Origin of the sequence: Streptacidiphilus jeojiense, from assembly GCF_000719095.1 — a bacterium.
Classification (GTDB): domain Bacteria; phylum Actinomycetota; class Actinomycetes; order Streptomycetales; family Streptomycetaceae; genus Streptacidiphilus; species Streptacidiphilus jeojiensis.
This window is the reverse complement of record NZ_JOEH01000003.1, coordinates 28,873-41,193: the sequence shown is the minus strand read 5'-3', so window position 1 is coordinate 41,193 and position 12,321 is coordinate 28,873. Positions and strand designations below refer to the sequence as shown.

The window sequence follows — 12,321 nt, the reverse complement described above, 5'->3', positions numbered from 1 at the left end:
GCATGGCCGCTCAGCAGGCCCAGCACATCGATCCGTCCGCACACTCCGGAGCGTAACCGAAACGCGCCGAATTCCTGGGAGACCGGCGGACGTTCCCGGAGATACCACCCTTCCTACAAGTGTCCGACGCCGTGGCCGGCACCATGACCGAGACCTGCCACGGACAGGCCCTCGGCCAGCACTTCCGCGCTCTCCGGCGTCCTGGCGAAGGATCCCTCGTACACCCAGGCCCGCTTCAGCAGCAGATGGACGTCCGCCTCCCAGGTGAAACCCATGCCTCCGTGCACTTGCAGGCAGTCACGGGCGCCGCGCACCGCCGCCTGGTCCGCGAGCAGCTTCGCCCCCGCGATCTCGACGGACAACTCCGCCGTCGGCACCCCGGCGTCCGCGCCCACGGCGGCCGCCCGCACCGCCGCCCGGGCCGGCTCAGTCCGCGCCAGCATGTCCGCGCAGAGGTGCTGGACCGCCTGGAACGCTCCGATCGGTTGGCCGAACTGCTCACGCTGCTTCGCGTAGCCGACGGCCGTGGCGACCGCCCGGCCCGCCAGACCCACCTGGAGTGCCGCGGTCAGCAACGTCCCCTCCGCCCAGAGCCGTCCGGCGTCGACGCCCGGCAGCGGTTCCCCGTCCGGCACCGGCCCTTGGACCTCCCACAGCGGCGTCAACGGATCCACCCCGCGCCTGCCACGGGCCCGGAGAGCGGAGGGGCTCAGCGAACGCACCTCGCCGGTGAGGGTGTCCGGCAGCAGCAGCACGGCGAGCGCGGGCAGCCGCTCCACCAGCAGCGGGCCGCGCCCGGCGGGCTGCCTCCGGCACAGGCCCGCGGCCCGGTGCGGCGGGAGCGAGGCGTGCACGGTGGCGAGCTCGGTCGCCACCAACGGGCCGGGCACCAGGGCCCGTCCGACCTCCTCGAACGCCAGCACCGCCTCGGCGAGGCCCAGACCGAGGCCGCCTTCCCGCTGTCCCGATCGCTCCGGCTTCCGCAGCGAGAACAGCCCGGCGTCGGAGAGCTCGGACCACAGCGGGAGCCCGTCGTCATCCGCCCCGCTCCCCGCCCCGGCAACGGCGGCACGCAGCCGCTCGGGCCCGAACCTGCCCTCCAGCAGCTCGCGGAGCCCGGTCTGCAGGGCGATCTGGTCGTCCGTCAGCCGAAAGTCCATCAGGCCCTCCCGGGTTTGGGCAGCCCGAGCACCCGTTGGGCCACGATGTTCCGCTGGATCTGCGAGGTGCCCGCGGCGATGGTGTAGGAGAGGCCCTGCAGCCGCTGCGCCGTCCAGTCGTCGCCCGCTCCGTCCGCTCCGTCCGCTCCGTCCGCTCCGTCCGCCAGCACCAGCGCTCCGGAGCCGAGAACCGCAGCCGCGAGGTCGTACAACTCCTGCCGCGCCTCCGAGAAGCACAGCTTGAAGACGGACGCCCCGGGCCCGGGCACCCCGCCGCCCTGCGCCTCGGACACGTTCCACTGCACCAGCCGCCACAGCGCGCCGAACCGCGCCGACAGGACGCCGAGCGAGCGCCGCAGGCCGGAGTCCTCCCAGGCGCCGTTCCGCCGGGCCAGCCCGGCCAGTTCCGCCAGCGCCCTGCGGCAGGCCACCACCTCGCCGGCGAAGGCGGTGCCCCGTTCGAACGACAGCGTCACCATGGTCACCCGCCAGCCGTCGTTCTCCGCGCCGACCCGGTTCGCCACCGGCACCCGCACCTCGTCCAGGAACAGCTCGGCGAACTCCGTGGTCCCGATCAGGGTCCGCAGCGGACGGACGGTCACCCCCGGGGCGTCCATCGGCAGCACCAGCCAGCTGATGCCCCGGTGCCTGGGCGCGGTGGCGTCCGTACGGACCAGCAGTTCGCACCAGTCCGCCACTTCGGCGTGCGAGGTCCACAGCTTGCTGCCGGTCACCACGTAGTCGTCGCCGTCGCGGACCGCCCTGGTCCGCAGGGCCGCCAGGTCCGAGCCCGCGCCCGGCTCGCTGAAGCCCTGGCACCACACCTCGGCACCGCTGAGGATCCCCGGCAGCCAGCGACGGCGCTGCTCGGGCGTCCCCTCGGCGGCGATGGTCGGCCCGGCGTGCAGCAGCCCGACGAAGTTCGCCCCCACGTACGGGGCCCCGGCCCGCTCGGTCTCCTCCAGGAAGATCAGGTACTCGGCCGGGGTCGCACCCTGGCCCCCCGCCTCCCGGGGCCAGTGCACCCCCGCGTACCCGGCGTCGTACAACCGCCGCTGCCAGGCCGTGTCGTGGACCCGCCGGGCCGGCCAGTCCAGCGGATCGGGCGGTGACGGGACGTCAGGCAGCACCTTCCCGAGCCAGTCCCGGAGCCCGCGGCGGAACTCCGCCTCGGCGGGGGTGTCCTGGAGGTCCATCAGGCCACCCCGCCCGCCCCGTCCAGCCCCAGCCCCAGCATCCGGATCGCGTTCCCCCGCATGATCTTGTAGACCACGTCCTTCGGCAGTCCGCGCACATGGTCCAGGGCGACCGCCGCGGTGTCGGGCCAGGTCGAGTCGACGTGGGGGTAGTCGGTCTCGAAGGTCACGTTGTCGACGCCCACCGTGTCCAGCGAGGCGATCCCGTGCTTGTCGCGGAAGAAGCAGGCGTAGATCTGGCGGTAGTAGTACGTCGACGGCGGCTCCGGGATCAGGTCGCGCACGCCGCCCCAGGCCCGGTGCTCGCGCCAGACGTCGTCGGCGCGCTCCAGGGCGTAGGGGATCCAGCCCATCTGGCCCTCGCTGTAGGCGAGCTTCAGCGCCGGGAAGCGGACCAGGACGCCGGAGAAGAGGTAGTCCGTCATCGAGGCCATGGCGTTGTTGAAGCTCAGCGTGGCCTGGACGGCCGGCGGGGCGTCCGGGGAGGCTGCGGGCATCTGCGAGGAGGAGCCGATGTGCATGCAGACGACCGTCCCGGTCGCCTCGCACTCGGCGAAGAAGGGGTCCCAGTAGCCGGAGTGGATCGAGGGCAGGCCCAGGTAGGTGGGGATCTCGCTGAAGCAGACGGCCCGTACGCCGCGCGCGGCGTTGCGGCGGATCTCGGCGACGGCCAGCTGCACGTCCCAGAGCGGGATCAGGCAGAGCGGGATCAGCCGGCCGCCGCTGTCACCGCACCACTCGTCCACCATCCAGTCGTTGTAGGCGCGGACGCAGGCCAGCGCCACCTCCTTGTCGTGGGCCTCGGCGAAGGTCTGGCCGCAGAAGCGGGGGAAGGTGGGGAAGCAGAGCGAGGCCTCGACATGGTTGTTCTCCATGTCGTCGATCCGGGCCTTGGGGTCCCAGCAGCCCCGGCGCATCTCCTCGCGGGTGATGCCCTCCAGGGTCATCTCGTCGCGGTCGAAGCCGACGGCGGCGATGTTCCGCTTGTACGGGAACTGCAGGTCCTCGTAGATCCACCAGTCGGTGGGCGGGCCGTCCGGGTCCATGCTGATCCGGTACTTGCCGCCCACGTAGGCGAGTTCGCCGATTCCGGCCCGCAGCGGTTTGGGGCCGCGGTCGCGGTACTTGGCGGGCAGCCAGGTCTCGAAGAGGTGCGCGGGTTCGATCACATGGTCGTCGACGCTGACCACCATCGGCACGTCGGCCACGGTCGTCACCACGTCAAGGCCCGGCTGCGACTCGGGGTGGTCCATGGGGGTCTCCCTCCGAGGTCCGGCTGCCCGGACCCTTTACCTGACGCTCCGTCAGATTCAGACTAGTGAGCCAGGGTTCGGGCGGCAAGCGCCCGACGGAGTGAGAGGCGGGGCCGGGCATGGCGGATGCCAGGGAGCGCTTGGAACGTCTGCTGGACCCGGCCCGCACCGCGCTGGTGACCTGCGAATGCCAGAACGGGGTACTGGGGGACCACGCCGTCTTCCCCGAGCTCGCGGCGGCCGCCGAGAAGGGCGGGCTGGTCGGGCAGGTCCGGTCACTGGTCGGGGCCGCGCACGCGGCCGGGGTCCCGGTGCTGCACTGCACGGCGGTGCGCCGGCCGGACGGGCTGGGCGCCAACGCCAATGCGCGGCTGTTCGCGGCTGCGGCGCGGGTGGCCACGGCGCAGCCGGGCGCGGCGCTCACCCCCGGCAGCGAGGCCGCCGGACTGCACCCCGGTATCGGCGCCGACCCGGAGCGGGACCTGGTGCTCCCCCGGCTGCACGGCCTCGGCCCGTTCCAGGACACCGGACTGGCCTCGGTGCTGCGCAACCTGGGCGCGCGGACCCTGGTCTGCGTCGGGGTCTCGGTCAATGTCGCACTGCTGGAGCTGGCGTTCGGCGCGGTGGACGCGGGCTTCCAGGTGGTGCTGGTCCGCGACGCGGTGGCGGGCACCCCTCCCGAGTACGCCGAGGCGGTGCTGACGCACACCCTGGCACTGGTGGCGAGCCTGACCGACACGGACACGGTCGTCGCCCGCTGGTCGTCCGGCTCCCCGATCGCCCCTCAGGTCCTCTCTGGGCCTAGGGCTTGAGGGGCCGCGCCGCCGCGGTTAGCCTCGTCACACATCTGACGGTCAGTCAGTTGGGTGGTCCGCTCGTCAGGTAGTCGGTCAGTCCCACGGGAGGTCCCCATGCCCAGCAACGCCACGCCCGGCAGCGTCGCCGAGGCCAGGACCCTCTGGGACCTGCTGGAGCGGCGGGTCGCCGCGACGCCGGACGCCCCGATGCTGATCCAGGAGGTCGACGCGCAGGCCGGGACCGACCGGGTGCTCAGCTTCCGCGAGGTCCGCGACCGGGCGCTGCGGGTCGCCGCCGGGCTGCACGCCGAGTACGGCGTCGGCGAGGGCACACCGGTCGCCTGGCAGCTGCCCACCCGCGTCGAGACGGTGCTGGTCTCGCTGGCGCTGGCCCGGCTCGGCGCCGTGCAGACGCCGATCATCGCCATCTACCGGGGCGCCGAGGTGGCGCAGATCCTCCAGGAGGCCCGCCCCGAGCTGTACCTGACCCCCGGCAGCTGGCGCGGCTTCGACTACACCGCCTTCGCCGAGAAGACCGGCAGCGCGCTGCCGCAACCGCCGCGCGTGGTCACCGCCTACGCCGAGTCCGACCTCCCGCTCGGCGATCCGGCCGCACTGCCGGCCGCGCCCCGGACCGACCTCTCCGACGAGCGGGCTCCGGTCCGCTGGATCTACTACACCTCCGGCATCACCTCGGCCCCCAAGGGCGCCAAGCACACCGACCGCACCCTGATCGCGGGCGGCTCCGGACTCGCCGACGCACTCGGCATGAGCCCCGCCGACGTCGGTTCGATCGCCTTCCCCTACGCCCACATCGGCGGCCCCGACTACCTGGTCACCATGCTGGTGCACGGATTCCCCGCGCTGCTGGTGGAGGTCTTCGCACTGCCCGAGGCGCTCCCCGCCTACCGGCGCAACCACGTCACCATGGCCGGCGGCAGCACCGCGTTCTACGCCGCCTTCCTCGCCGAGCAGCGCAGACTTCCGCCCGGCGAACGGCTGCTGGCCGACCTGCGGATCATCTCCGGCGGCGGCGCGCCGCGCCCGCCGGAGATGTACCGGGAGGTGCTGGAGGAGATGGGCTGCGTGCTGGCGCACGGCTACGGGATGACCGAGGTGCCGGCGATCTGCATGGGCTCCCCCACCGACACCCCGGAGCAGCTCGCCAACACCGAGGGCCACCCGGTCACCGGCTGCGAGGTGCGGGTGGTCCGCAGGGACGGCGACGAGGCCGTGATCGGCGAGGAGGGGGAGGTGTGGCTGCGCGGGCCGATGGTCTGCCGCGGCTACACCGATCCGGCCCTCACCGAGGAGAGCTTCGCCGTTGTCGACTCCGCCGGCCCCTGGCTCCGCACCGGCGACCTGGGCCGTGTCCGGGACGACGGACATGTGGTGCTCACCGGACGGCTCAAGGACATCATCATCCGCAAGGGTGAAAACATCTCGGCCAAGGAGATCGAGGACCTGCTCTACCAGGACCCGCGGGTGGGCGCCGTCGCGGTGATCGGACTGCCCGACCCGGTGCGCGGCGAGCGGGTCTGCGCGGTGGTCGAGCGCCGGCCCGGGGTGCGGCCGCCGACGCTGGCGGAGGTCGCCGAACGGCTGCGCTCGGCCGGACTGATGGCCCAGAAGATCCCGGAACAACTGGAGGTCGTGGACGCGCTCCCGCGCAACGAGACGCTGCGGAAGGTGCTCAAGCACCAACTGCGCGACCTGTTCTCGGCCCTCCCCTGGCAGGACCCGCAGGGCTGATCCTGCGCCTGTCCATCCGGGACTTCCCGGAGGACGTACTCCCCGCTACCCCGCCGGATGTCCGGGACGAAGGTCATCCGACGGTATGAGGCTCACAGCGGGCATCCAGGTAGGCTCAAGGCAAGCTCGCGTCCCGGAATCGCCATGTGGCTGCGAAGAAGACCCCTGCAAGCAACCTGATGGCCTTGCCGTGCGTCTTCACCTGCGGATTCCGTCCAGCGGGGCCCCTCGGCCCCTGCCGACGACGGCGGGAGAATCCGGAAAGGTCAGCGATGAGTCTCACAGGTACGCCGTTCTTCGTCGTCACCATCCTCCTGGTCGTACTGACCGTGGTGGTCCTGGTGCTGGTCTGGAACCGGATACCGGGGCCGGCCCCGGTGAAGACCACCGCGAGGGTCGGCCTGATCGTCTTCAGCCAGTTCACCGCCGTGCTCATGGTCCTGGTCTTCGTGAACAACCGGATGGGACCGTTCTACGACACCTGGGGCTCGCTGTTCGGCCAGGACGCCAGCGTGCAGCTGACGGCCTCCGGCGGGAGCGGCGACGGCAGGGGCGCGTCCGGGGCGAGCGACGTCTCGGCGCAGAAGCTCAGTTTCGGCAAGTACAACAGCGACGTGCTCTCGGCGGACGCGGTCGGCCCCGAGTCACGGATCAAGGGCGACATCTACGTGTGGCTGCCCCCGCAGTACAACGAGCCGGCGTACGCGCACACCGACTTCCCGGTGCTGGAACTGCTGCCGGGCACCCCCGGCACACCCAAGGCCTGGTTCGGCAGCATGCACGCGGACTCGGCGATGCGGACGCTGATGAGCGAGGGCAAGGTCAAGCCGATGATCCTGGTCTCGGCGAAGATCAACATGTTCGGCGGCAGCAGGGACTCCGGCTGCGCCAACCTGCCCGGGAGCTACCAGACCGCGACCTGGCTGGCCAAGGACGTCCCGGCGCTGATGAAGCACAACTTCCGGGTGTCCGGGAACCCGAAGAACTGGGGCATCGCCGGCTACTCGGCCGGCGGCTACTGCGCGGCCAACCTCACGGTGAAGTACCCGCAGGTCTTCCACGCCGGGGTGAGCATGTCCGGCTACAACGCCCCGGACGCCGCCGTGGTGCTCAAGGACCCCGCGCTGGCCGCCGCCAACAACCCGCTGCTGCTGCTGGAGAAGGCCAAGCAGCAGCCCGACATCGTGCTGATGGCCCAGGGGGTGCGGACCGACGGCACGACCGTCGAGGACGCCAGGGCGCTGATCAGGGCCCTGCACAAGCCGGGGACCAGCCAGGTGCTGACCCTCTCCAGCGGTGACCACGACACCAGGACCTTCATCAAGGAGATGACTCCGATGCTGACCTGGATGTCGAAGCAGATCACCGGACGCTGACCGGAGAACTGACCATCCGTCAGTCCTGGGCCCCGGCCCCCGGGGCGACCGGCAGTACCGCACGGACCACGCGTTCGGCGGCGCCGCCGTCGTCCCAGGGGCAGAAGCGCTCCCGGAACGCCGCGCGCAGCTTGGCCGCACCGGCGCCGGCGAAGCCGCTCGCCGAGCGGTCGGCCAGGACCGCGGTCAGTTCCTCCTGGGTGGTGGTGACCAGGCCGGGCGGCTGCTCCATCAGGTCGAAGTACACCCCGCGGATGCGCTGGTAGTCGTCCCAGTCCGGGGCGAAGACCACCATCGGGCGGTCCAGCACCGCGTAGTCGAACATCACCGAGGAGTAGTCGGTGACCAGGACGTCGGCGGCCAGGTAGAGGTCCTCCACCGAGGAGTGCCCGGACACGTCCAGGATCCCGGCCCGCCCGGCCCCGCTCCCGTCCGCGCCGCCGGCCGGGTCGGCGCCGTCCGGCCGGGCGTAGAAGTAGTGGGTGCGCACCAGCAGCGTGTGACCGGGTCCGAGCGCGGTCGCCAGCGCCTCCAGGTCCAGCGCCGAGACGTACTCCGAGTGCTGCTCCCGGTGGGTGGGCGCGTAGAGCACCGCGGTGCTGCCGGCCGGGATGCCGAGGCCCTCCCGGATCGCGGCGACCTCCTCGGGGGTGGCCCCGACCAGCCGGTCGTTGCGCGGGTAGCCGGTCTCCAGCACCTGGTAGCCGCCCGGGTAGGCGCGACCGAAGGCGTCGGTGGAGTGCGGGTTGGGCGAGACCAGGTAGTCCCAGCGGGCCACGTGCTCCAGCAGCCGGTCGAAGTCCATCCCGGCGGCGGCCTCGGGGCGGTCCCGCAGGTCCAGGCCGAGGTACTTCAGCGGGGTGCCGTGCTGGGTCTGGATGTGCACCGAACCGGGCCGCTTGGCCTGGGTGTGCGGGAAGTTGACATTGTTGACCAGGTACTTCGCGGTGGCCATCAGCTTGAGGTAGGCCGGGGTGTTCTCCAGCACCCAGGGCACGTCCGGGGGCATCGCCGCGCCCTGCGCCCTGGTCTGCACCACCCACACCCCGCGTACGTCGGGGGCCAGTTCGCGGGCCTTCTGGTAGATCGCGGCCGGGTTGCAGGCGTAGCCGCGGTACCAGTAGGCGGCGTAGACGGCCAGGTTCTCGTCCAGCGGGAGCCGGCGGTAGGCCGTGGCCAGGGTGCGCCTGGCGGTGCTGCGCACGGCCCGGCGGGCCATCGGCAGTCCCCGCCGGGCCCCGCGGCGCACGCCCCGGCGGACGGTGCGCGGAAGCGTCTGCAGCGGGCGCAGCCGCTGGTACGCGCCCCAGGCGTCGCGGTCGACCAGCCGGTACTGGACCCCGCGCAGCCCGCCGGGGTAGCCGTAGCCCTCGGGGCGGTACCGGCGGAAGTGCGCCGAGGCGCGGTGGAAGAATTCCGCCCGCAGTCCGTCCGGGACCAGGCCCGGGGTGTCCAGCAGGGTCACCGCCTGCTTCACGGTGCGGTCGAAGACCAGCCGGCGCAGCCCGGCGGGGATCTCCGGGTGGCGGTCCAGGAACGCGAAGACCGCGTCGTACTGGGCGAACACCTCGGCGTGCCGCGGCGAGGCGGTGTTGGTGATCGCGCCCTCGCGCTCGCGCCGGTAGAAGTAGAGCTCCTGCGGGAGCAGGCTGATCCGCTCGGCGGCCAGCAGCAGCGGGTAGGTGACCGAGAGGTCCTCGTAGAAGCCGTCGCCGAAGCGGACGTCCAGGCCGCGCAGGAAGTCGCGGCGGACCACCTTGTTCCAGGCCGAGAGGATCATGTTCAGCAGCGCCGGGCGCTCGGCCAGGGTGAGCGTGGCCGGGGCGTCCGCCATCGCCCCGCGCCAGGTGTCGGGCTCCACGCCGCCGTCGGCGTAGACCCGGGCGAAGCCGGTGACCAGGACGTCCGGGCTGTCCGCGGCCAGCCGCTCGACGACCGCCTGCACCGCGCCCTCGGCCAGCCAGTCGTCGCTGTCCACGAACCAGACGTAGTCGCCGGTCGCCTGCTCCAGGCCGGCCTCGCGGGCGCCGCCGAGGCCGCGGTTGGCGTCCAGGTGCAGCACGGTGAGCCGGGGGTCGCGGGCGGCGTACTCGTCCAGGATCGCGCCGCTGCGGTCGGGCGAGCAGTCGTCGACCGCGATGACCTGCAGCCCGGGGAGGTCGGCGGCGAGCACGGAGTCCAGGCAGCGCGGCAGGTAGTCGGCGACCCGGTACACCGGCAGCACGACGGAGAGGGAGACAGCGGTGGCGGGCGCGTTCACGTGTTGGTTCTCACTCCAGGTCCGGTCCGGGGTCGAGCCCTCCGAGACTACTCGGCGACCCTGGAAGAAACCTCGGACCGGCCCCCGCTCCCGACCGGACAACTGGCCGGACCGCTGGCCGAGACCAGGTCGGGGTGGATGTCGAAGAGCCGGCGGATCCCCAGGGCGTTGAACACCCGGTGCACCTCACTGTTGTAGGAGTTACTGCTGCCGCGGTTGTCCCGGGCGGCCGGCAGCACCAGCCGCAGCTCCCCGGAGCAGGAGCGCAGCAGCCGGCGGGCGGCGATCAGCACGCCGACGCCGGTGGAGTCGCAGAAGCGGACCTCGCTGAGGTCCAGCAGGATCCGGCGCTGCCCGGCGGCGACGGCGTCGTGCACCTGGTCGCGCACCACCGCCCCGGTGGCCAGGTCGATCTCTCCGGCCACGCGCAGCAGGGTCCAGTTGTCGAGTGCCTCGGCTGTCACTGTCAGTGTGCTCACGCTGTGCCGCGATTCTCGGGTCGTTGGGGCGGTGGATGGGACGGAGGTGGCGACAGGGGACAAAAGTCCGGGAAAAACGGTCACCGAGTGTCCTTGACGAAGCATCAGGCTATCGGGAGCCGACGGCGGACGACAGTCCGGATCACAGTCCGTACAGGGTTACGATCCGAAACGGTCCGATCCGAAACGGTCGGCGGCGCGGCACTTTCCACGAAGCAGCCTGCCACCGCGGTCGGCAGCGCTAGGTTCGAAGCAGGGACATTCCGAGCAGGGGCACTCCGAACTCCCCGGGGCCCGAGGAAGGGTGGTGCCCATGGCGACATCGGCCCCCATCCGGTGGGACCGCCAGATCCAGCGGCGCCTCGCCAGGGGCGAGGAGTCCGCACTGGGTGAGCTCTACGACCAGTTCGCCCCGCTGGTGCTCGGACTGGCCAACCGCGTCCTGGACGACTCCGAGGCCGCCGAGCAAGTGGTCAGGGACGTCTTCGCCCATGTCTGGGAGCATCCTGCCGACTTCGACCCGGCCCAGGGCTCGATGCGGTCCTGGATCGGTACCTTCACCCACCGCCGCGCCGTCGAGCGGCTGCGCCGGGACCAGGCGCCGGCGGCCGGCTCGGGGAACGGCAAGGAGGACCCGGCGGCCCCGCCGGAGTCCTCCAGCATGGAGGAGCAGGTCCTCGCCGAGGCGACGGCGGCCCGGGTCCAGCACGTGGTGACCTCGCTCCCGCAGGCGCTCAGGGAGACCCTGGTGCTCACCTACTTCGGCGGCCGCACCTACCAGCAGGCGGCGCGCGAGCTCGGCATCAGCGCGGCCACCGCCAAGCACCGGATGCGGCTCGGCCTCCAACTCCTGGCCACCGCCCTCTCCACGGAGCACACCTCATGAGCGCCCCGATACGTCCGGGCGGGCCGCCCGACCACGACACCCTGCGCGGGCTGCTCGGCGCCTGGGCGCTGGACGCCTGCCCGGCCGAGGAGGCCGCCCAGGTCCAACAGCACCTGGCCGGCTGCCCGAGCTGCACCGAGGAGGCCGGACGGCTGCGGGACGCCGCGGGCTGGCTCTCCGCCGACGAACCGCTGGATCCGGCGCCCAGCCTGCGCACCCAGGTGCTGTCCCGGGCGCTGGCCCGGCGCCCGGCCGAGGTCGGCGTCCCCGAGTACGCGGGCGCCTTCGTCGCCGAGACGGCCCGGTTGGACGCGCTGCTGCGCGACCTCGGCGAACTCGACTGGCTGGAGCGCGCGGAGCTGCCCTGGCACGGCGGTACCGAGCAGAGGCGTCCGGCCGAGGTGCTCTGCCACCTCGCCGCCGTGGACGGCGTGGTCTCCCGGGCCCTGGGCCTGACCGACCCGGTGCCCTCCCCCGACGGCGGCATCGACCTGGTGGAGCGCACCGAACGGCTGACCGCGTTGCAGCGGCGCCGCGGTCCCGAGTCCGTCCGGGCCTTCTGGCGCGAGCAGACCCGGGCCCTGGTGGAGACCGCCGCGCTGGCCGAGGCGGCCGGACGGGCCACGCCGGCCGGGGACCTGCTGGTGGACTACGGCGCGTTCCGGCTCCCGCTGCGGGACGCCTTCGTGGACCGCGCCTTCGAGTGCTGGGTCCACGCCGAGGACATCGCCGAGGCGGTGGGCTGGCCGTACGGACCGCCGCGCGGGGTGCACATCCGGGCCATGGTCGGGCTGGCGACCCGGCTGCTGCCGCATGCCCTGGCCGCGCTGCGCGCGACCGGTGCGGCGGCCACGCCGACCGGCCGGCAGGACTCGTCCTACGGCGATCCGCGGGGTGCCCGGGCGGTGAAGCTGATCATCGAGGGCCGCGGCGAGAGCGAGTGGCTGGTGCCGCTGGACGTCCCGGCTCCGGACGCCCCGCCGCTGCCGGCCGACACCGAACCGGTGGCCACCGTCGCCATCGACGGCGTCGAGTTCTGCTTCCTGTGCGCGGCGCACCGCGACCCGGACCGGACACCCCACGGCATCACCGGCGACCGCAGCGCGGCGCGCGACCTGCTGCACGCCGCTCCGCTGCTCTCCCGGCCCTGAGGCCCGCCCCG

At 72.7% G+C, this 12,321-nt stretch carries 10 protein-coding genes; 5 read left to right on the top strand and 5 right to left on the bottom strand.

Annotation, left to right across the window (positions count from 1 at the left end; genetic code table 11):
- Positions 1-113 precede the first annotated feature (113 nt).
- Genes IF29_RS0103820 through IF29_RS0103810 form a run of 3 tightly spaced genes read right to left on the bottom strand, consistent with a single transcriptional unit; the run spans position 114 to position 3,549 of the window.
- On the bottom strand, positions 114-1,160 hold the full coding sequence (locus IF29_RS0103820) for an acyl-CoA dehydrogenase family protein (RefSeq protein WP_030249512.1): 1,047 nt from the start codon (positions 1,158-1,160) through the stop codon (positions 114-116).
- Positions 1,160-2,356, bottom strand: a complete 1,197-nt coding sequence (locus tag IF29_RS0103815) for an acyl-CoA dehydrogenase family protein (RefSeq protein ID WP_030249510.1) — start codon at positions 2,354-2,356, stop codon at positions 1,160-1,162. Before IF29_RS0103815 ends, IF29_RS0103820 begins: the two co-directional genes overlap by 1 nt.
- Positions 2,356-3,549, bottom strand: a complete 1,194-nt coding sequence (locus IF29_RS0103810) for an amidohydrolase family protein (protein ID WP_037594339.1) — start codon at positions 3,547-3,549, stop codon at positions 2,356-2,358. The genes IF29_RS0103815 and IF29_RS0103810 overlap by 1 nt, the downstream gene beginning before the upstream one ends.
- Positions 3,550-3,728: 179 nt before the next feature.
- On the opposite strand from IF29_RS0103810, the gene IF29_RS0103805 reads away from it, so the two are divergent.
- The 3 genes from IF29_RS0103805 to IF29_RS0103795 all read left to right on the top strand — a co-directional run bounded on the left by IF29_RS0103805 (position 3,729) and on the right by IF29_RS0103795 (position 7,534).
- The gene (locus IF29_RS0103805; protein ID WP_051724856.1) at positions 3,729-4,421 is read left to right on the top strand and encodes a cysteine hydrolase family protein; all 693 of its coding nucleotides are present in this window, start codon (positions 3,729-3,731) and stop codon (positions 4,419-4,421) included.
- A 99-nt stretch (positions 4,422-4,520) separates the two neighbouring features.
- Entirely contained in the window at positions 4,521-6,158 is a 1,638-nt protein-coding gene (locus IF29_RS0103800) for a class I adenylate-forming enzyme family protein (protein ID WP_030249504.1), read from the top strand.
- Between the two features lie 272 nt (positions 6,159-6,430).
- Positions 6,431-7,534, top strand: a complete 1,104-nt coding sequence (locus IF29_RS0103795) for an alpha/beta hydrolase (RefSeq protein ID WP_030249502.1) — start codon at positions 6,431-6,433, stop codon at positions 7,532-7,534.
- 19 nt (positions 7,535-7,553) lie between these two features.
- Here the strand turns inward: IF29_RS0103795 and IF29_RS0103790 are convergent, their stop codons facing one another.
- Complete coding sequence (locus IF29_RS0103790; protein ID WP_051724855.1) at positions 7,554-9,794, bottom strand: bifunctional glycosyltransferase/CDP-glycerol:glycerophosphate glycerophosphotransferase; 2,241 nt, start codon at positions 9,792-9,794, stop codon at positions 7,554-7,556.
- Between the two features lie 47 nt (positions 9,795-9,841).
- On the bottom strand, positions 9,842-10,273 hold the full coding sequence (locus tag IF29_RS0103785; protein ID WP_051724854.1) for an STAS domain-containing protein: 432 nt from the start codon (positions 10,271-10,273) through the stop codon (positions 9,842-9,844).
- A gap of 313 nt (positions 10,274-10,586) precedes the next feature.
- Between IF29_RS0103785 and IF29_RS0103780 the strand changes: the two genes are divergently transcribed.
- Together IF29_RS0103780 and IF29_RS0103775 are read left to right on the top strand one after the other, a co-directional pair.
- A complete protein-coding gene (locus tag IF29_RS0103780; RefSeq protein ID WP_030249496.1) occupies positions 10,587-11,159 on the top strand; it encodes a sigma-70 family RNA polymerase sigma factor in 573 nt (190 codons plus the stop codon).
- Positions 11,156-12,310, top strand: coding sequence for an anti-sigma factor family protein (locus IF29_RS0103775; RefSeq protein WP_030249494.1), 1,155 nt, complete (start codon positions 11,156-11,158; stop codon positions 12,308-12,310). Before IF29_RS0103780 ends, IF29_RS0103775 begins: the two co-directional genes overlap by 4 nt.
- Positions 12,311-12,321 lie beyond the last annotated feature (11 nt).